The 21,638-nt window shown below is 43.1% G+C and carries 13 protein-coding genes; 12 read left to right on the top strand and 1 reads right to left on the bottom strand.

Going from position 1 to position 21,638, the window contains the following annotated elements; all coding sequences use genetic code 11:
• Positions 1-27: 27 nt before the first annotated feature.
• From RYO92_RS03465 to RYO92_RS03410, 12 genes are all read left to right on the top strand, one after another.
• The gene (locus RYO92_RS03465; protein WP_308579123.1) at positions 28-666 is read left to right on the top strand and encodes a PilZ domain-containing protein; all 639 of its coding nucleotides are present in this window, start codon (positions 28-30) and stop codon (positions 664-666) included.
• A gap of 258 nt (positions 667-924) precedes the next feature.
• The gene (locus RYO92_RS03460; RefSeq protein ID WP_315369501.1) at positions 925-2,907 is read left to right on the top strand and encodes a LicD family protein; all 1,983 of its coding nucleotides are present in this window, start codon (positions 925-927) and stop codon (positions 2,905-2,907) included.
• A gap of 21 nt (positions 2,908-2,928) precedes the next feature.
• Positions 2,929-4,827, top strand: coding sequence for a LicD family protein (locus RYO92_RS03455; protein ID WP_315369500.1), 1,899 nt, complete (start codon positions 2,929-2,931; stop codon positions 4,825-4,827).
• Between the two features lie 165 nt (positions 4,828-4,992).
• Positions 4,993-6,987 carry a LicD family protein gene (locus RYO92_RS03450; RefSeq protein WP_315369499.1) on the top strand — a complete coding sequence of 665 codons (1,995 nt, stop codon included), beginning with the start codon at positions 4,993-4,995 and terminating at the stop codon, positions 6,985-6,987.
• Between the two features lie 50 nt (positions 6,988-7,037).
• Positions 7,038-9,059, top strand: a complete 2,022-nt coding sequence (gene aepX, locus RYO92_RS03445; protein ID WP_315369498.1) for a phosphoenolpyruvate mutase — start codon at positions 7,038-7,040, stop codon at positions 9,057-9,059.
• Positions 9,060-9,265: 206 nt separating this feature from the next.
• Positions 9,266-10,438, top strand: a complete 1,173-nt coding sequence (locus tag RYO92_RS03440; RefSeq protein ID WP_315369497.1) for a phosphonoacetaldehyde reductase — start codon at positions 9,266-9,268, stop codon at positions 10,436-10,438.
• Positions 10,439-10,594: 156 nt separating this feature from the next.
• Complete coding sequence (gene aepY / locus RYO92_RS03435; RefSeq protein WP_304070026.1) at positions 10,595-11,710, top strand: phosphonopyruvate decarboxylase; 1,116 nt, start codon at positions 10,595-10,597, stop codon at positions 11,708-11,710.
• Between the two features lie 266 nt (positions 11,711-11,976).
• On the top strand, positions 11,977-12,327 hold the full coding sequence (locus RYO92_RS03430) for a hypothetical protein (protein WP_308579116.1): 351 nt from the start codon (positions 11,977-11,979) through the stop codon (positions 12,325-12,327).
• Between the two features lie 256 nt (positions 12,328-12,583).
• On the top strand, positions 12,584-15,094 hold the full coding sequence (locus RYO92_RS03425; RefSeq protein WP_315369496.1) for a ribonucleoside-diphosphate reductase subunit alpha: 2,511 nt from the start codon (positions 12,584-12,586) through the stop codon (positions 15,092-15,094).
• A 386-nt stretch (positions 15,095-15,480) separates the two neighbouring features.
• Positions 15,481-16,524 (top strand): ribonucleotide-diphosphate reductase subunit beta, encoded by a 1,044-nt coding sequence (locus RYO92_RS03420; RefSeq protein ID WP_308579114.1) that lies wholly within the window; start codon positions 15,481-15,483, stop codon positions 16,522-16,524.
• Positions 16,525-16,786: 262 nt separating this feature from the next.
• Complete coding sequence (locus RYO92_RS03415; RefSeq protein WP_315369495.1) at positions 16,787-17,875, top strand: HD-GYP domain-containing protein; 1,089 nt, start codon at positions 16,787-16,789, stop codon at positions 17,873-17,875.
• A gap of 368 nt (positions 17,876-18,243) precedes the next feature.
• A complete protein-coding gene (locus tag RYO92_RS03410; RefSeq protein WP_314344031.1) occupies positions 18,244-19,614 on the top strand; it encodes an NAD(P)/FAD-dependent oxidoreductase in 1,371 nt (456 codons plus the stop codon).
• A gap of 115 nt (positions 19,615-19,729) precedes the next feature.
• Here RYO92_RS03410 and RYO92_RS03405 read toward each other — a convergent pair whose 3' ends face one another.
• Positions 19,730-21,385 (bottom strand): LicD family protein, encoded by a 1,656-nt coding sequence (locus tag RYO92_RS03405; protein WP_315369494.1) that lies wholly within the window; start codon positions 21,383-21,385, stop codon positions 19,730-19,732.
• Positions 21,386-21,638 lie beyond the last annotated feature (253 nt).

The following is a 21,638-nucleotide window of genomic DNA, read 5'->3' as shown; positions in this document are numbered from 1 at the left end:
CAAATGCTGTTCATTTAAGGGAGTAGAATGATGGTATTACGAGATTGCAATAGAGGCATGGTTCATTGGCCGGAGGAGGATAGAAACCTTCCGGTGGATGTGGAATTACAGGGAGAGGAAATCTTTCTCTACTTTAAAGGCTATAAGTTTCAAGACAGCCGTTTTGTTTCAGAAATAGATTTTTATGATAAGCAGCAGGGGATGATTGTAACTCTTGCGGAAGTTGTAATGAAAAGAAATCCTGCCTTTCCGGACAGCCCCTATCCCTGGATGGGGATTTGTGATGTGAAGGAAGTGCTTCGGGTAGTACAGCGGCAAAACGATGTGCGCGTATCCGTAGCGATGGAGCTTCCCTTTGTAAAAGAAGGAGAAGGGGACGAAGAGGTACATTTTTTCGGCATTATCCGGAATTTAAGTGCAGGGGGAATCTTTATGGAGACCCGGGAAGCCTTGAAGGAAGATGATATTGTTCATTTCCGTTACCGCTTTGACAAGATGGATAGAGAGTTGAAGCTGGTGGTGGTTTGGGTAAAGACCAATGATCGGGGAACCTACGGCTATGGACTTCGCTTCCTCCGAATGAGCTCCGGAGAGGAGTCGGAGGTACGAAATCATGTGTTCCGACTGATTTTTGAGCATGCCAGAAAAAGAAAAAAGGATGAGTAGGGCTTTTCGAAAAGCCGCCAAGGAAGGAAAAAGATGATGCTCTTCAGTAGCATGATGCAGGAAAAATGAAAGGAAATCTTTGGAGCGATGCGTAAAAGCAGCCGCTCCTTTTGTTCTTTATAAGTAAACTATGGGGAACTGAAGGGGCTAAAGCATCTTGTTGGACAGAGAATCTTTTAAGACAGAGAATCTTTTAAGACAGAGAATCTTTTAAGACAGAGCATTTTGTCAGAGGGAGTATCTTGTCGGGAGGGAAAATTGGAATTTCAAAATGAGTTTTTTTTAGATGAAGTGATAGAGGGATTTTATGTTCCGGGGCTTATGAAGCGAGCCTGGGCAGCAGAATTACAGCTTCTTTCTTTTTTTGATGCATTTTGTAAAAAGAACGCTATCCCTTATTTTCTGGATTATGGTTCCCTTCTCGGTGCGGTACGGCATAAAGGATTTATTCCCTGGGACGATGATCTGGATATTTCCATGTACAGAAAGGATTTTAGACGTTTGGCGGCTTGTATTGAGGAAGAGCTGCCGGAGGAAATCGGCTTTTATTATGTAGGGAAAGATAGAGAAACCGCCAGCTCCATGGCTGCCATCGGGATGAAAGAGCCCGGCTTCAACCCGGAGAAGCAAGCTTATTTTTACCAGTTTCCCTTTTATGCGGGAATGGATATATGCATTTTGGAGGATGTTTTAGAGGATAAGACAGAGGATGAGAGAAGATATTTGTTTCATCAGCTTTCTTCCCTTTTGAAATCGGTAGAAGGGGAGAAGACCAAGAGCTATAGTCAGCTTCATAAAAAATGGAACAGGGAAATCGTTGCCATTTCGGAGGAAATAGAAGCTTTCTTAAAGAGGGAGAGGGGCGAGGTTCCCAAGCTTTTTCCTAAGGAGGGAAACAGCTTTTTAGGAGAGATTTATTTCGCAATGGACAGTCTGTATCGCTGTTTGGGAGATAGGGATACAGAGTGCATCGCATGGGGGCCGGACTATGCCTTGCATGGAAAAGGGAAAATGAAGAGAAGCTGGTATCAAGGGAAAGAGGAAAAACGGATTGCTCTTTACGGACAAGAATTTTCAGTTCCTACAGAGCAGGAAAAAGTACTGGAAGCGGAGTACGGTGATTATAGAATTCCTAAACAAAATTTGGGAGGACATCAATATCCTTTTTACCGAAAGTCGGAAGCGAATTTTCAGAATAGTCTGGGAGAGCAGAATCCCTTTTTATATTCCTTTTCCAAGGAGGATTTGGAAGAATACCCCAGAAAAAATCTAAGAAATCTTATTATCGAAAGCTATGGAAAACTGGAACAGCTCTGGGAAGAGGCAGGGCAAAAGACGACTAATAAAGAGGAGCTGCAGGAGCTATGTAAAAACAGTCAGGAAGAAGCTCTTGCTATAGGAAATGCCATTGAAACCAGAGGGGAATTTTCCTCTGTAAAGCTCTTGGAAGAGTTTTGCGCCTTGCTTTTTCAAGTCTATGAGGATTTGGAAAATGAAAGGATTCCCGATTTAAAGAAAAAGCTTCCTTTGGTGCAAAGAGTTTTGTGTGAGTCTAAAACGCAGTTTTTGAAGGATTGGAAGCCGCGAGTTCTCTTTTTGGCGTATTCCTATGAGCGTTTTGAAAAGACCTTAGCAGAGTGCTTTCGGATCTTGGCGGAAACGGAAGAGCTGGAGCTTTACCTCCTGCCGGTGCCCTATGGATTTAAAAATGTCAAGGGAGAGCTGAAAGAACGCTTATATGAGGGGGAGAGCTTTCGAAAGAAGTATTCCGTTTTAGAGTATGAAAGTTTGAATTTACAGAGCTTGCAGGCTGATATTATCGTAAGCCCTACGGTCTTTGATCATGTGAACCCTGTTTTTTCTCTGGATCCCTTTTATGACAGTAAGAAAATCAAGGCCTTTACGCCTCATTTGCTTTATCTTCCCGATTTCCAAGTGGCTGTACCGAAGGAGGGGGAAGACAAGGCTTATTATAATCAACGATATTATATTCCTTTGCCGGGAATTGCACACTGTGACTACAGTATTTTTCGAAAGGAAGAGACCGTAGAAGAATATCTTTCTTATTGGAAAGAAAATGTATTTTCACAGGAAGACAAAGCCGGGTGTGAAAGCCTGTTAAAGAAGAAATGTATTTCTTTGGAAAGCCTGGAAAGAAAAAGCAAGAAAGAGAATTTAGGGGCCATGCCCATTATTGCAAAGTTTTTTTTGTCGATAGTAGACGAGGAAAATTCTATTTAGTAGAAGCATAAAGGAGAACAGATGGAGTTTACGAGAGATTTTTTTGAAGATGAAGTAAGAAATGGCTATTATGTACCGGGCATTATGAAGCGCTGTTGGGCGGCTTCCCTGGAAATTTTATTGGAGCTGGACAGAATCTGTAAAAAGTACGATATTCCCTATTATATAGATTATGGAACTTTGTTGGGAGCAAAAAGAAACGGGGGATTTATTCCCTGGGACGATGATATTGATATTTCCATGAACAGAGAGGATTTTAATCGTTTCAGAGAGGTTGTAGAAGAGGAAATTCCTCCCGAGCTGTATTTTAACTGTGTGGAAAAGAGTAAGGACTATGCCTTTATTATCGGTTGTCTGGGCTTTCATGAGGTGAGTTTGGATGAGAATCGCTTAAGCCGCTATCATGAGTTTCCATTTTTGGTATCTATAGACATTTGCATAAATGATTCTATAGCAAAAGATCAGGAGCTGGAAAATGTAAGAGAGTCCGAACTCGTTATTCTGGGACAACTGATGCTGAAGGTTCTTAATAATGAACGTTCAGGGAAGAATTTCGAAAAATCCATGCGGCTGGTGGAAACCAATCTGAAGGTTCACTTTAATCGTAAGGAGAAGTTGGAGCCGCAAATCTATCGTTTACTGAACAGGATATGCAAAGAGTATGAAGGTGATAAGGGAAGAAAAGATTTATATGCTTGGATTCCGCAGATTCTTCAGGCCTCTCATCTGAATTATCCCCAGGAAGAGGTGTTTCCTTTATCCACGATTCAATTTGAGGGGATTGAATTTCCTGCACCGAAAAATGTGGATAAAATGTTAAGAATTGAATACGGAGACTATGAAAAGCCCAGTAAATCCGGAGGCTCCCACGGTTATCCCTGTTTCAGCAAATACGAAAAGGACTTTATTGCTCTGGTGGGTGGGGAAGATAAATGGCATTTTCGTTACCGTTTTAAAAAGGAAGACTTGCAGCATGAGAAGCAAGAAAATGTCAGGGACATGGTATTTTCTCTTCTTCGGGCTTTGGGGCTTCAGGAAGAGGCCATGATGGCAAGAAAAAATGATTACAGCTTTTTGCAGGAGTCCCTGGCCAATGGGCAGGACACGGCTTTAGCCATCGGGAATACCATAGAACAACGCCTTGGAGAAGGTACGGAAAGTGTAAAGCTTCTGTCCCAATACTGCGAGGTCGTATTCCATGCTTATGAAAAGGCTAAGCAGGGAGATTCTCCGGAGGAAGAAATCCAGAAGCTTGGAGAAATTCGCCGGGAGTGTGAGGCTACTTTAAGCAAGGAATGGAAAAAAACCATGCTGATTCTTTTGGATAAAGCAAAGAATTTTCCTTCTATAGAAGGATTTTACAAGAAGATGCAGGAGAGAGAAGACTGGGAAGTTCTTTTGATGCCTATCCCCTATTTTACCAGAAAAGGTAGTGGAGAGTTTTCCGAAGAATTTATCGATACGGAAGCTTTCCCTAAGGAATATTCCTATGTGGATTATAAAAGCTTTGCTTTTGATACTGTACTTCCGGATTGTATCGTGATGAACAGTCCCTATGATTCCTGTAACATGGTATACAGCATAGATCCCTTCTTCTATAGTGAAAATATGAAGAAATATACCAAGAATCTGTTCTATATTCCCTGGTTTGTAACGGATGAAATCGTTTGGGGGGCAGAGGAAGATGAAAAGGCTGTGGTAATCATGGATTATTACGCTTGTCAGCCGGGACTTGCCCATGCAGACCATAGTTTTGTGCAGTCGGAAGAGATCCGGAAATCCTATATCGAAAAACTCACAGCCTTTGCAGGAGAGGAAAGCAGAGAACAGTGGGAGAAGAAAATTGTTGCAGCAGGTTCCTGCCTACGGGGACAGGAAGAGGAGCTGACAAAGCAGGTTTTGGCTTGTATGGAGGCGTAAAGGGTAGAATACTGATTTTTCGATTCTGAACCGAAGCCATCATAAAAAGATAAGGGATTGTTCTCGCTTTTTTAACAAACTTATAAAACTGAGGACAAACGCCGAAGAGTATGACAGTAAAAGTAAAAAAATAGAGTTCTAAAGGAATAGACAAAGGGGTGGAAAATGGAATTTCCAAGAGAGTTTTTTTATGATGAGGTACGGAACGGATTTTATATTCCCGGAATTGTGAAGAGGGCTTGGGCAGCCAGTTTGGAAATCTTGGCTGTTATTGATAAAATTTGTAGAAAACACAAAATACGATATTATGCGGATTTCGGAACCCTGCTTGGTGCAGTAAGAGAAAACAATTTTATTGCCTGGGACGATGATCTGGATATTATGATGTTGCGGGATGATTTTGAACGCTTTGTAAAGGTGGTAAAAAAAGGCCTGCCAAAAGAATTAAAGTTTATGGCTGTGGAAGTCAATAGGGATTCCTGCAGCTTTATTTCCGCAGTCGGTTTACCGGAAATAAAATTCAATGAAGATGTTATGAAGAAGTATCATGAGTTTCCCTATCCTGCCAGTGTGGATATTTTCGTGGTGGATGAGTTGGCGAAAGATCCTGAGGATGAGGCCTATCGCATGGAGCTTCTCTCCATGCTGGCCACAATGACCAAGGGAATCATGGATAAAAAGGAAAATACCAAGATCTTTCAGAAAGAATTGGAAGCCATAGAGGATTTGTTAAAAATCAAGTTTGATAGAGAGCAGTCCTTGGAAGGGCAATTCTATGCCCTGATGAATCGGGTTTTTCAGGAATTTAATGGAGAAGGAGGAGAAATGCTGGCCTGCATGCCCTTTAGAATGTTGCATGCAAAGGCTTGTTTCCCCAAGGCCGCATTTAAGGAGACGGTTTGGCTTCCCTTTTGTAATACAAAGATTCCGGTACCCAAGGATTATGACAGTGTTCTGAAAGCGAAGTACGGAGATTATCATAAGACGGTAAAAGCGGGAGGCGGACATGGTTATCCCTATTTTCAGCATTATATTGACGAATTAAAGAACGAATTACCGGAAGATAAATGGACTTTTGAATACCGTTTTTCCGAGGAGGATTTAGAGCATAAGAAAATCCCCAATTTCCGGGATATGGCTTTGGAGACCTTGGAGTATCTGGTATTAAAGAATAAAAGAATTTTTGAATGCTTTATGGCAGGGGATTTTTCAGCTTGCTTACAGCTTATGGGGCAGATCCAGGAAGAGGCCATTGCCTTTGGAAATGCCGTTGAAGCCAAGAAGGGGGAAGGAAGCGAAACGGTAGCTTACCTGGAGAAATACTGTGAAGCACTTTTCCATTCCTATAAAGCGGTAGAAGAAGCGCTGCCCTTACAGGAAGAATCGGGAGAAAAGAAAGGCCCGGCAGGGAATTTTCCCGCAGCCCTTTGGAAGGACTTACAAAACACGGTACAAAAGCCCGCTTCTTATTTGAAAAAAGTAAAGTTGGCTTTAGAAAAGGATTTTAAGCGGGTAGTTCTCTTTTTACCCAGCCGATTCGAACAATTAAACAGCTTCCAATCCCTCTATGAAGCTCTGGGAGAGATGGAGGATGTGGAATGTAAACTCATGCCTATCCCATATTTTGACAGACTGGGTGGCGGAGCATTGGATGAGATGCATTACGAAGGGGAAGAATTTCAAAAACTCTATCCTATAGTGAATTATAAAGACTTTGATTTTACGATGGAAAGACCGGATTGTATCGTAATGCTCTCTCCCTATGATGAGTTTAATCAGGTATATTCTGTGGATCCTTTCTTTTACAGCAAGAACCTTAAGAACTTTACCAATAAGCTGGTTTACATTCCAAGCTTCGTAACGGACGAGATCAATCCGAAGGAGGAGGAAGACGGAAAAGCATTCGAAAACATGCGGTATTATGTTACCGTTCCGGGGCTTTTCCATGCGGATTTAAGCATTGTTCAATCTGAAGAGATGAAAAAGGCTTACTTAGCAAAGATTTCCGCCTTTACCAACTCTGTAATCAGAAAGAAGATGACGACAAAGATTTCCGGAGCGGGCTCCTGTCTTTTCGGAGAAGATGAAGAAAAAGGAAGCAGAGCAGTGATTGCCGCTTTTCGGAGATTTTTAATGAAAAAGGAAGATTTGCAACCGTAGGCCATATCCTAAAGGAAAGTGGAAATTTGGAAAAGGAAAAGGAGATAAGGATGAAGGCCTTAATATTAAATTCCGGCAAGGGCAGCCGTATGGGGGATCTGACCAAGACTCACCCCAAATGCATGACGGAAATTGCCAGCATGGAAACCATTATCAGTAGACAGCTTCGCCAGGTAGCGGAGCAGGGGATTTCCGAGGTAATCATCACCACAGGTCCCTTTGAGGAGAAGCTGATTCACTATGTGGAAAGTCTTGGGCTCCCCCTAAGCTACACCTTTGTGCGGAACCCTAATTACGAGAATACTAATTACATTTATTCCATGTATTTAGCAAAAAAATATCTGGAGAATACGGATATTTTGCTACTGCATGGAGATTTAGTGGTGGAAAACGATGTGTTTTTCTCCTTTTGCGAAGCCGAAGGATCTTTGATGGCGGGAAGTAAGACGAAAGAGCTTCCGGAAAAGGATTTTAAGGCAGTGGTGGAGAATGACCGAATCCAAAAGATAGGAATTTCCTACTTTGAACAGGCCTTTGCTGCTCAGCCCTTATATAAATTTGAAAAAGAGGATTTTGGAAAATGGCTTTCCGCCATTGTGGAGTTTTGTGAATCCAAGGATGAGGAGAAGAGGAAACTATACGCGGAGGAAGCTTTAAATACTGTCTTAGAGAACATTCCCCTCAATTTCTATGATGTGGGAAATAAGCTCTGTCAGGAGGTGGATAACCCGGATGATCTGGCGGTGGTTTCCAACATTTTATCGGAAATCAAAAAGCGTAGCGTATATATTTGTTTTTCCACGGATATTTTGCATAACGGACATTTATCCCTCATCAAAAAGGCAAAGCGTCTGGGAAGAGTCATTGTAGGCGTATTGAAGGACGAAGTGATAGCTTCTTATAAGCGCTATCCCCTGGTGCCGTTTTCCGAGCGAAAGGCCATGTTCGAAAACATTTCCGGAGTCTATCAGGTGGTGGAACAGACCAGTCTTTCCTATAAGGAGAATCTGGAAAAATATAAGCCGGATTATGTGCTTCATGGAGATAACTGGAGAGCAGGCTTCCAAAAGCCCATTCGAGAAGAGGTTTGCAGTGTTTTGGCAAGCTATGGCGGAAAGCTGATTGAGCTTCCCTATCACAAGGAAGAAAAGTACGCGGAGCTGGAAAAAAGAACCAAGGCGGAGCTTTCCATGCCGGACGTTCGAAGAGGCAGACTGAAAAAGGAGCTGGAGCTAAAGGGCTTGGTTACCGCTATGGAGGCTCATGACGGTCTTACCGGTTTGATTGTAGAGCAGACCAAGGTGTATAAGGAGGGGGGAGCCCATCAGTTTGACGCCATGTGGATAAGCTCTCTCTGTGATTCTACCGCTAAGGGGAAGCCGGATATTGAGCTTGTGGATATGAGTTCCCGCTTCAGAACTATTGAGGATATTACAGAGGTTACTACGAAACCCATTATTTTTGACGGAGACACCGGCGGAATCAAGGAGCACTTTGTATATACCGTGCGAAGCCTGGAACGTCTTGGGGTATCCATGGTGATTATCGAAGATAAGACGGGACTGAAGAAAAATTCTCTCTTCGGGACAGAGGTGGAGCAGACACAGGATAGTATTGAAGCCTTTTCCGAGAAAATCCGGGCAGGCAAGAATGCCCAAAGAACCAAGGACTTTATGATTTGTGCCAGAATCGAAAGTTTGATTCTGGAAAAGGGTATGGAAGATGCTTTAGAGAGAGCTTTTGCTTTCCGAAAGGCAGGGGCGGATGCTATAATGATTCATAGCAGAAAGAAGGATCCCACGGAGATTTTTACCTTTGTGGAGCGTTTCCGGGAAAAAGAGAAAGATTGCTATATCGTTGTGGTACCCACCAGCTTTAACAGTGTAAAGGAAGAGGAATTTAAGCGAAGAGGAGTCAATGTAGTGATTTATGCCAACCAACTGATGCGGGCTACCGTGCCGGCGATTCAGAAGGCGGCTACCTTGATTTTGGAAAAGGAAAGAGCAGAGGAATGCGACAGCATGCTGATGCCCTTCCAGGACATTATCCGTTTAATTCCGGAAGAAGATTAAAAGCAATATTAAGGAGATGCCACAGAGAAAATCTTGGCATCTTTTTTATTATAATTCTTAATGAATATCCCTTGGGGAGCCTACAAAGCTTTGTTTTTTAAAAGTGTCCCATGGGAAGCCTATAAAATCTTGTTTTTTATAAGTGCCCATATAAAGCGTATATAATTTTGTACTTGTAGGGGATGATGCAAAGGAGTAAAGAACTTATGACCAGAGAAGAAATAGAGAATCAAATTGTACTGGGAAAGAAAAGTCTAAAGGAAGAATTGAAAAGCTTTTTTCAAGAACATTCCTTCCGAAGAATCTTTCTGGTGGCAGGAAGCTCCTTTCCCAGGCTTCCCATCGGGGAAGAATTACAAGAGCTTTTTTCGGAGCTTGGGATTGCTTTTTATCATTTTTCCGATTTCCGGCCCAATCCCCGATTGGAGGAGGTAGAAGAGGGGATTAAGGCATTTTCCGCCTTTCATGGAGACAGTATTTTGGCTGTTGGGGGCGGTTCCGCCTTGGATACGGCTAAGTGCATTAAGCTTTTTACCGGCTTATCCAAGGAAAAGTCCTATCTTGAGCAGAAATATCGAGAGAATGACATTCCCCTGGTGGTACATCCCACCACGGCGGGAACCGGTTCGGAAAGCACTCCCTTTGCGGTTATTTATCAAGATGGAGAAAAATGCTCTGTGGAGCATGAGAGCATTTACCCGAAGTATCGTATAGAGGATGCAAGAAGTCTAAGAAGCTTACCGATGTATCAGAAGAAGGTCACTCTTTTAGATGCTCTAAGTCATGCCATGGAGGCGATTTGGTCAAAATACAGCAACGAAGACAGCAGAGCTTATGGACAGAAGGCTATTTCTTTGATTTTAACGAACTATAAAGCCTATCTTTCTTTGGAAAATGAAAATAATGCAAAAGCTCAAGGAAAAGCCCCTTCAGCTGAGGAACCTTCGAAGCAGGTTTTGGAGTCTATTGCTGAAGCGGCCAATCTTGCGGGGAAGGCTATTGCGGTGACAAGAACCACTGCCGGTCACGCCCTATCCTATAAATTGGGAAGTCTCTATCAGCTTCCCCACGGATTGGCCACCGCCATGGTAAACCGTGCGCTTTATCCTTTTATGTGTAGGGAAAAAAGTCGTATGACAGATCCGGAAAACCTGCTGTTTTTGGCAAAATGCTTTTCGGCGGAAACGGAGGAAGAGGGGGCAAAGCGTTATAGGGAAATTTTGGAGGACTTGGAGATTCTTCCCTGTCTTTCGGTAAAGGAAGGGGACTTGGAGAATTTAGTAGTAGCCGTGAATCCGGAAAGACTTTCCAATCACCCTATTGCGCTAAGAGAAGAGGATATACGGCTTTTGTATAAGGGGATTTTGGGACTCCGGTAAAAGCCCTCTGTGGAAATTAGGGAAGATCTATTCTTTTCTATCCATAAACTTCAATATTTTGCGTTTTGTGATGAAAAAGCAATAGCCAGAAAAGCAAAGAAAGCTTATGATAGAATTATAACAATAAATGACAGCTTAGTAGTGCAAGGAGGCCCCATGAAGGTTGAGAGATTTTTAGAACTGTGCCCATCGGATTTTTTTACCGGAGTTCCGGACTCCCAATTAAAGGCTCTCTGTGATGAGTTAATGGAAAAATACGGTACAGGGAAGCAACACCATATTGTAGCCAATGAAGGCAATGCCGTAGCTCTTGCAGCAGGATATCATCTGGCCACCGGAAAGCTTCCCATGGTTTATCTCCAAAACAGCGGAGAGGGTAATGCCATGAATCCCTTAGTGTCTTTGGCTTCGGAAAGAGTCTATGGAATCCCCCTTCTCCTTGTGATCGGATACAGAGGAGAGCCCGGAGTGAAGGATGAGCCCCAGCATCTTTTTCAGGGAGAAATCACACTGGATTTTCTAAAGCTATTACAGATTCCCTACTTTGTTTTGGAGAAGGAGAGTAAGGAGGAAGATTTAAAAAATGCTTTAGAGGGCTTTGCAAAAGAGTTTCAAAAGGGCAGACAGGCCGCCATTGTGGTAAAGAAGGGAGCCTTGGAAAAGGAGCATGGCTATCACTATAGCAATGCTTATAACTTTTCCAGAGAAGATGCTATCCGCTGCATCGTAGACTATACCGAAGATTCTCCCATTGTTTCCACTACCGGAAAAGCCAGCAGAGAGCTATATGAGATTCGGGAAGAACGGGGGGAGGATCATAGCAGAGACTTTCTTACCGTAGGATCTATGGGACATGCCAGTTCTATAGCTTTAGGAATTGCATTGGAAAAGGAGAACGAAAGAGTAGTTTGTCTGGACGGAGACGGCGCTCTTCTGATGCACATGGGGGCTATGGCAGTTCTTGGAGCTTCGGGACAAAAAAATATCTTACATATCCTTTTAAATAATGAAGCCCATGAAACTGTAGGAGGTCAGCCCACCGTTTCTCCAAACGTTGATTATGGCAGTGTGGCAAAGGCCTGTGGATACAATAAATCCTATCTGGTAAGAAATCAAAAGAACTTAGAAAGAGTTCTTTTGGAAAGCGCCAAGGAAGAAGGACCAATATTTCTGGAGGTCCGTTGCGCTATGCACTCTCGGGAGAACCTGGGAAGGCCCAAAGAGAGTCCTAAGGAAAATAAAGAACTGTTTATGAAGAAGCTGGAGAAGTAAGGGCTTGTGAAAAATTAAAAAAGTTTTTACGCAATATAGGTCTAAAACTGGGGCACGCTCCCGCTAACCTCGCCCTGCAACGGTACTAAGCGAAAAACTTCAGTTCCTTTGTTTTTCGCAAGTACCGGCGGGCTCAGATTACCCCATTTTTAGACCTATATTGCTAAAAAACGTTTAATTATTGGGATTTTTCACAGCTCCTTTCTTTCTGTGCTATAATGTTGGCCATAGGACTTTATTAAACTACTTTGGAAAAGGAGGACAAGATGACAAGAGAGGCGTTAAAGCAGGAAGTGGAGAGATTCTTAGAGGCGTACAGCCTGTGCCCGGAGGGGAAGGCTGCAGCCCAGGCGTATTTGGAGGCCTTTGGAACGGAGCATGAACAGGAAAAGGCAAAGGCTTTGATTCAGGAAATCAAAGAGGATATTACCAGTATCGATGATTTGATTGCCCTTGCGGAAAGTGAAGCCGGAAAAGCTATTTTCGGAGAAGAGGGAGCGAAGAATACTGCCGCTGCCGCAAAGGAAGCTAAGGCAAAGGGAGAGGATACCTGCATTTGCCCGGCCTGCCAAAGCGGAAAGATTCTCTTGGCCAATGAAAGAGAGATTATCGGATAAAATAAAATACAGATGTAAAAAAGCGGGTCCTCGGACCTGCTTTTTCAATGGGCAAAATCAATTCTAAAGATTCCGAAAAAGCACTTGCTAGAGGAAGGATTTCTTGCTATATTGTGTTGGCGTGTCTATTGTGACACAAGAATTTGTGTTTTATGAGAAAATTGAAGGGGCAAGGTTTTTCCAAGAAAAAGTGGCTGAAAGCCTTTTTTTATGCGAAAAAATAGAGCCGATACAGTAGTAGAGAAAGATGGGTGCTATGCAAACAATTATTAAAAGAGGCCTTTTGGAAGAGGACTATCAGGGAGAGAAGATCGAAAGAGCGATGGAAAAGGCCTTTCTCTCTGAGGGAATTTCTGTAGAGCAGGAAAAACTGCATTTTCTTTTGGGAAAGGTAGAGGAGAGCCTGGCAGAGAAGCATAGAGTTTCCGTAGAGGAAATTCAAAATGCGGTGGAAGAAGCCCTGATGCATAACGGGGATTACAAGGTGGCCAGAGCCTATATCCTGTATAGAGAGAAGAGAACTCTTTTAAGACATCTTCGCCAGAGAATCAAAGAGGAAATCGGAGACAACGAGATTGATGATGTACTTCGTCGTTGTCAAAAGGATTTTCCGGATTATGATTTGGCAAGACTTTCCGCAAAGTACCTGTCCTTAAGCAAGGGAGAGCAGGAGCTTAGCAAGCGTTTGGCTCTTCTTACCAGAGCGGCAGCGGAGCTTACCACCCAGGAGGAGCCGGGCTGGGAGAGAATTGCGGGAAGACTACGTTCCTATCATTTTCATAAGGAATTAAAGAAGGCGGAGGAGAGCAGAAATCTTCACAGCTTTTATGATAAGCTGGTTTACCTTACAGAGCAGGGACTTTACGGGGCTTATATTTTAGAACACTATTCCAAGGAAGAGGTGGAGGAACTTGCCAAGTTTATTGATCAGAGCAGAAATGACCTTTTCGGTTATTCCGGACTGGACCTTCTTTTGTCTCGCTACCTGATTCGAGATCATCAGCATGTGGTACTGGAAAGTCCCCAGGAAATGTATCTGGGAATCTCCATGCACCTTGCCATGAAGGAAAAGGAGAACCGTTTACAGTATGTAAAGGAGTTCTACGATATGATGAGCCTTCATCAGGTGACCATGGCCACCCCTACCCAGTCCAATGCCAGAAAGCCCTACCACCAGTTAAGCTCCTGCTTTATTGATACGGTTCCGGATTCTTTGGACGGCATTTATCAGAGCATTTCCAAGTTTGCGGATGTTTCCAAATACGGCGGCGGTATGGGAATGTATTTCGGAAAGGTGCGTTCCAGAGGCGGAAAGATTCGCGGCTTCGAGGGCGCCAGCGGCGGTGTCATCCGTTGGATTCGTGTGGTAAATGATACTGCAGTGGCAGTGGATCAGCTGGGAATGCGCCAGGGCGCGGTAGCTGTATATCTGGATGCCTGGCACAAGGATTTGCCGGAATTTTTACAGTTAAGGACCAATAACGGGGACGACAGAATGAAGGCCCATGACGTTTTCCCGGCAGTTTGTTATCCTGACCTATTCTGGAAGAAGGTGAAGGAAGACTTAAACCAGGAATGGTACTTAATGGATCCCCATGACATTTTCCTGGTAAAGGGCTATTGCTTAGAGGATTTCTACGGGGAAGATTGGGAGAGTCGCTACGAGGACTGTGTACGGGATAACCGTATCAGCAAAAGAGTTTATGTTTTAAAGGATTTGGTGCGTCTGATTCTGAAATCCGCCGTGGAAACCGGAACTCCCTTTGCCTTCTACAGAGATACTGTGAATCGGATGAATCCTAACAAGCATAAGGGAATTATCTATTGCTCCAACCTTTGTACGGAAATCGCCCAGAACATGAAGGAAGCGGAGATTTGTGAGCGGAAGGTAGTGACCAGGGACGGAGATGAAGTGATTGTCAGTACCGTTAAGCCGGGAGACTTTGTGGTTTGTAATCTGGCCTCCCTCTGTCTTGGCAACATTCCGGTGGAGAATCAGCCGGAGCTTGAGAGAATCACCAAAACCGTTGTCCGGGCTTTGGACAATGTTATTGACCTAAACTTCTATCCTGTGGCAGAGGCGGAGATTACCAACAAACGTTACAGAGCTATCGGTCTTGGGGTATCCGGTTATCACCACATGCTGGCAAAGCATCACATTGCCTGGGAGTCTCAGGAGCATCTGGACTTTGTGGATAAGGTTTTTGAAAATATTAACTATGCGGCAATTAAGGCCAGCAGTGAACTGGCTAAGGAAAGGGGCTCTTACACTGCCTTTGTCGGCTCTGAGTGGGAGTCCGGAGAATACTTTAGCAGACGAAATTATAACAGTCCCCGTTGGGAGAGCTTAAAGAAGGAAGTCCATGAGGGAATCCGCAATGCCTGGATTTTAGCTACCGCGCCCACCAGCTCCACCTCCATTTTGATCGGAACCTCTGCGGGCTTAGATCCCATTATGAATCGCTTCTTCTTAGAGGAGAAGAAGGGGGCAATTCTGCCCAGAGTGGCGCCGGAGCTTTCTATGGATACCTACTGGTACTATAAGTCTGCCCATCAGATTGACCAGACCTGGTCCGTACGGGCGGCGGGACTTCGCCAAAGACATATTGATCAGGCCCAGAGCTTTAACTTCTGGATTACCAATGAGTATAAGATGAGTGAGCTTTTGAATCTTTACACATTGGCATGGGAGTGCGGGGTAAAGACCATTTACTATGTAAGGTCGAAGGCATTGGATCCGGAGGATTGTGAGTCCTGCTCTGCATAAGGGATTAATCGCTTCCCCTGTATATGCCGCTTAAGGCCTGCTGCGTTTCCTACTCGCCCCATGCGCCGATGCACTCGTGCTCCTTGCGAACTCGCTTCGCTCAGACACGCACCGCACTCGTTGCTAGCATGGGGCTCCTAACGGAAGCCTCGCAATGGCCTTATCGCGGCATATATAGAGGAAGTCTCGTAATGACCATATCGCGGCATATACATAGGAAGCCTCGTAATGGCCTTTATCGCGGCATATACATTCTGAAGCGTCAAAAAAATCTCCCTTATGCATAGAGACATTTATCTATAGAAAAATTGAACTATGGCTTTTCAAGGATAACAAAAAGAATGGATTACTCTACTGCTTCAATGCAGTAGGAAAGGAAATAGAGTATGGAAGAGATTAAGCGTAAGCCCTTATTTAACCCGGAAGGGGATATTGATGTTCGTAATCGTAGAATGATTAACTTTAATACGACCAATATCAATGACTTTAACAACATGAGATATGAGTGGGTGTCGGATTGGTATCGTCAGGCCATGAACAACTTCTGGGTACCTGAGGAGATTAACTTAAATCAGGACAAGAGTGATTATCCCAAGCTTTCCGAGGCGGAAAGAAGAGCCTATGATAAAATCCTGAGCTTTCTGGTCTATTTGGATTCTTTGCAATCCGCAAACCTGCCCAACATTTCTCAGTATGTTACGGCAAATGAGGTGAACCTCTGCCTTTCCATCCAGACCTTCCAGGAGTGTATCCACAGCCAAAGCTACAGCTATATGCTGGATACCATTTGTAATCCTACGGAAAGAAACGACATTCTCTACCAATGGAAGACGGATGAGCATCTCTTACGGAGAAATGAGTTTATCGGAAATCTCTACAATGAGTTTGTGGAAAAGCAGAGTAAGGACAGCTTCTTAAGAGTTTGTATTGCGAATTTTATTTTGGAGGGAATCTACTTCTATTCCGGCTTTATGTTCTTCTATAACTTAGGAAGAAATGGAAAAATGCCCGGTTCCGTACAGGAAATTCGCTACATTAACCGAGATGAAAATACTCACCTTTGGCTTTTCAGAAATATGCTTTTGGAGTTAAAAAAGGAAGAACCGGAGCTATTTGACGAGGCTCATATTGCGGAAATTACCGAGATGGTGAAGAAGGGTGTGGAGCAGGAAATCGCCTGGGGGCAGTATGTAATCGGAGACTCCATTCCCGGTCTTAACGGGAAAATGGTGGAGGATTACATCCGTTATTTAGGAAACCTTCGTTATCGTTCTCTGGGCTTGCCCAACCTTTATGAGGGCTATGAGAAGGAGCCGGAATCCATGAAATGGGTATCCCAGTATGCGGATGCCAACATGGTAAAGACGGACTTCTTTGAGGCTCGTTCCACAGCCTATGCTAAGAGTACAGCGATTGAGGATGACCTATAATAAAGCTGAAAAACAGCTTTTCAAGAATCCGGAATATGGATGCTTTTACTTCCATAGAATAATTTAATAAGCATTATTAATTCTTTCTGAAATCCATAGAAAATCTTATAAAAAGCGGTTACTTTGACGAAATTCGAAGTAACCGCTTTTGTGTTAGAAGGAGGCATTTTGCATTCTCCTTTGCATAAGATAGAGATATAGGGAAAGGCCGAAAAGGGAAAAGTGTGTTCGGCCATAGATGATCAGAGAAGGAAAGGAAGGAATGGAAGAAAAGCTATTTGTACGAAGAGATGATATACAGATTGGCATGCAACTGGGTGAGTCGGTAAAAGACATTCGTGGAAGAGCCATGATTGAAAACGGCGTTTATCTGGATGCCTATCAGGTTCGTTATATCAAAGAAAAAAAGCTGCCGGGAATCTATATTTACCGGGTGCGAGATGATAAAGACATCAAAATTCCGGAGAAAACCAAGCAGATTATTCGCCAGCATAGAAAACCGGATCGTGCTAAAATTCAGCTTTCCGTGGAAATGAAGAAACAGCTGGAAGAAAGAATGAACCATATCTTCGACCACACGGAGGATAAGGACTTTGCTACCAACTCTTTAGATATTTTCGGAGAGCTGGAGTCAGCCATTTTCAAAAATGATGCGGTGGCGATTGACGTGAACCTCATTAAAATCAGTGATGAGTACACCTTTAAGCACAGTGTGGACGTGGCGGCTATTTCCATGATGATTGGAAGAGAATACGGACTGCCAAAGGAAGAGCTTCATCAGCTGGGGATTGCCGGGCTACTGCACGATGTGGGTAAAGCCAGAATTCCCAATGAAATCTTAAATAAGCCGGGAAAGCTTACGGATGATGAATTCAGAGTTATTCAAAATCATAGTCTTTACGGCTATGAAATCCTGAAGGAAAAAAACAGCTTTTCTCCCATTATTTTGGATGGTGTACTGCATCATCACGAGAAGATGAACGGCATGGGCTATCCGGACAACTTGGACAGCAACCAGATTTCCCTGTTTTCCAGAATTATTTCCGTAGCGGATGTATTTGATGCACTGGTAACCAAGCGTCCATACAAAGGCCCGATTACCGGAAGAGAAGCTATGGAAATGGTCTTGGCTATGGGCTCCGAGTTGGACAACGCTATCATTCAAAGCTTTATTGAAAGCGTTATCCTCTATCCGGTAGATACCATTGTGGAGCTGTCCACGGGACAGATGGCCAAGGTGGTAGAGAACAACAAGCGTTATCCCACAAGACCCAAGGTGGTAGAGCTACAGACCGGAATGGTTTACGATTTATGTCATGACATGGAATGCAACAAAATCATAGTTTTATAATATACAGAGGAAAAGGGATGGGAGAGCAGCTTTTGTCTCTTTTTCTGTTTTTAATGCATTGGAAATATAAGGAAATCCACTTTTCTATGAACAGGTCCGGAAAAGAGGCAATCTGAGCCCGCCGGTACTTGCTGAAAGCGAAGCTTGAAGCTTAGTACCGATGCGAGGCGAGGTTAGCGAGAGCGTGCCCTCTTTCCGGACCTGTTCTATAGAAAAGAATGTGAAGGCTTATCATCCATCCCATTTCCTCTGTATATTTTAAATACTTTAAAGAGGAGAAATTTATGCTATACTAAGTCGTAAAATGCTTTTTTCAAAAAAGCGGGGTCTAGTCCTTTGCGGTAGTAAGGGAGTTACAGGAGGCTTGGATGAAGAAATATGATGTAGCGATTGTTGGTGCAGGACCGGGAGGAATTTACGCGGCTTACGAGCTGATGAAAAAAAACAGTAAGCTTTCCGTGGTGGTTTTGGAAGCGGGACATAGCCTGGAAAAGAGACATTGTCCTATCGACGGAAAGAAGATTAAAAGCTGTATTTCCTGTAAAAGCTGTTCCATTATGAGCGGCTTTGGAGGAGCCGGAGCTTTCTCCGACGGAAAATACAATATTACCAATGACTTTGGCGGAACGCTTTACGAATACATCGGAAAAGAGGAAGCTCTTTCCCTGATGCGTTATGTAGATGAAATCAATATGGAAAACGGTGGAGAAGGAACAAGACTTTTCTCCACTGCAGGAACAAAGTTTAAGAAGCTTTGCATGCAGAATCGTTTGAAGCTTTTGGATGCTTCCGTTCGCCACCTTGGAACAGACATCAACTACGTGGTATTGGAAAATCTTTATGCCAAGCTTAAGGATCAGGTGGAATTCCATTTTGATTGTCCGGTGGAGAAGGTGGAAAAGCTGGAGAATGATGGCTTCCATCTCCATACCAAGAAGGAAGATTTTTATGCGGATAAATGCATTATCTCTGTAGGTCGTTCCGGAAGTAAGTGGATGGAAACGGTTTGCAAAGACATGAACATTCCCACCAAGTCCAATCGCGTAGATATCGGTGTTCGCGTGGAGCTTCCTGCCGTAATCTTCTCCCATTTAACCGATGAGCTTTATGAGAGTAAGATTGTTTATCGTACCGAGCTTTTTGAGGATAATGTACGTACCTTCTGTATGAATCCTAACGGTATCGTGGTTAACGAAAATACCAACGGCATTGTTACCGTAAACGGACACAGCTACGAGGGAGAAGAGCAGCATACGGAGAATACCAACTTCGCTCTTTTGGTGGCTAAGCATTTTTCCGAGCCTTTCAAGGACAGTAACGGATACGGTGAAAGTATTGCCCGACTTTCCAACATGCTGGGAGGCGGTGTAATCGTTCAGCGTTTCGGTGATTTGGTGCGAGGAAGAAGAAGTAACCATAAGAGAATTGAAGAAGGACTGGTTCAGCCTACCCTTCAGGCGACTCCCGGAGATTTGAGCCTGGTGCTTCCGAAGAGAATTTTAGACGGTATTATGGAAATGATTTATGCCTTGGATAAGATTGCTCCCGGTACAGCCAATGAAGATACCCTTCTTTATGGGGTAGAGGTTAAGTTCTACAACATGGAAGTGGCTCTTGATGAGCATTTGGAATCCTGCGTAAAGGGGCTCTATGTGATTGGAGACGGTTCCGGTGTGACCCACTCCCTTTCCCATGCCTCCGCATCCGGAATCTTCGTAGCCAGAGAAATCGCAGGCTAGTTATATAAAGCAAAAAATTGAGACTGAGAATTGCAGTATATATAGTAGTAAAGGAATTAAAAATTCTAAAAAAGACCGACCATAGGGCAGCGTTGCCTTGGTCGGTCTTTTGAATCTATTGATATGCTTTCAACTTTTCCCATATAGCTTTAGAAGCATATTTTTCTTTATCTTTATTCTTGTCGAAGAGGGGGCTTCCGAAGGGAAGAAGCTTTTCTTTCCAGTATTTTGCAAATTCTGTTCCGCTTTCTTTTTCTAAAAGACTTTGATACAGCTTTGCAATTCCTTCGGATTGTAAAATCACATAATCGGAATGTACCGGAGCGGGCATAATCACATAATTTTCCGCATTCACGATGGCTTTTCCGTCTTCCTTATCTTCTAAATCAATTTCGGAAGTAACAAACCAAGGAATATAAATCAACTGTTTCGTACAAGACTTAAGCTTTTTGCTAAAAAAGGCCGGATCAAGCATAAAGCTTAAGTTATATTCATCACAGGGATCATTTATGAAAATAAAATCCGGAGAAATCTCCTGTAAATCGATAGTCCTAAAATCCAAAAGAGAAGGATTGTCTTTTCCCAACTCATCTTCATATAAAGCATAGTCCCATTGTGCCGGAGAACAGCCTCCCAGCCCATCTTTGTAATAATAAGGAAGGGGCATAAGGAAACAATCCACAGAGTCATCTTTATTTGCCTCTAAAAATAGCCCTCTCATGGACTCCCAGCGAGAGTAAAGGGAAGGAAGAAAATACAGGCGCGGCTTTTGGGATTCTGGCTTATTTTCTTCTTTAAAGATAGATAATACATTTGATCTTTTCTTTAAATCATTTTTATCGATAGGATATTCGTAGAAAAGCTTTCCTCCAATTCCATCCCTGTAGGCTGATTCCATTTTTCGATATAAAGGATAGTCGTGCGCACCGCCGGCTTTTTTTATCTGCTCATAATGATCGTATTTTTCGGAGATAACCTTCTTGTATTCCTTTGGCACCGGCAGAGCAAGAAATTCAAAATCCAAATAGCTTTGTTCACTATACCATTGTTCTTCAAAAATTCCGTTACCCTGTTCTTTATAAAGAATTAAATCCAGCAAATAAGCAATCTTGCTGCCGCCCTCTTGATTAAATTCCTTAAAGCAGTCATTTAAAAGATGAAGGACAGTTTTACGATAATCCGATGAATGGAAAAGGTCTATACCATAATGATGTTGTACCTTCTTCGCTTCTTCTTGCAGAACCGCTTGATTCTCTCCTTCTATAGAAGGGAAAGAAGCCAGGATGCACAAGGATTTTAAAATTTCCTCCCGTTGTTTTTCCTTATTCGGATCTGTTGCAAGGTAGTCATAAGGGAAAATGTCAACACCGGCACCGTAAAGGTAGTTGTGATATTTTCCGATAGCATCAGTGGAAATCAGCATTTCTCTATGCTGAACGGAACTGAAAAGCTCGTAGTTTCCGCTGTTATCTTCCGGAGAGCGGAAAACCAATTCTTTAGGTAACTCATCATTAGCCACTTCCGCGAAGATTTCGTAATCCTTTCGCAGCATCATAATGTCAATGTCATCATCCCAAGGAATAAAACCCTTGTGGCGGATGGCACCCAATAGATTCCCATAATCAATAAAATAGCGAAGTTTATACTTTTCGCAAATTCTATCAATTTCAACTAGGATTTCCAATTCCGCAGCCCAAGCCCGTTTCATCATGGCGGGAATAAAAAAACCTTCTCTAACTTCATCCAAAAAGAAATCTATTGGAAATTCCATCTTTTGTACTCCTTTTCCGTAAATGTATATCCATTATATACTTCGGTAAAAAGAAAGCCATCATTATTTAAGCAAGGGAAAAAATAAACTACAAAATATGGAAGCCAAGCTGGCATATCTTGTATCTTAAAAAAGAGAAAAATCTTTTTCGAAATAAATCTACAATTTTTGTTGACAAGCTTAAGCTCAAGTGTTAATATCCCGTCTTTGACAGTTGCGAAAGAGTCAAGAGCCCATAAACGGCGTAATTACG

It is taken from the genome of Oribacterium sinus (genome assembly GCF_963553175.1).
Classification (GTDB): Bacteria; Bacillota; Clostridia; order Lachnospirales; family Lachnospiraceae; genus Oribacterium; species Oribacterium sinus_B.
This window is presented reverse-complemented; position numbering and strand designations above follow the sequence as displayed.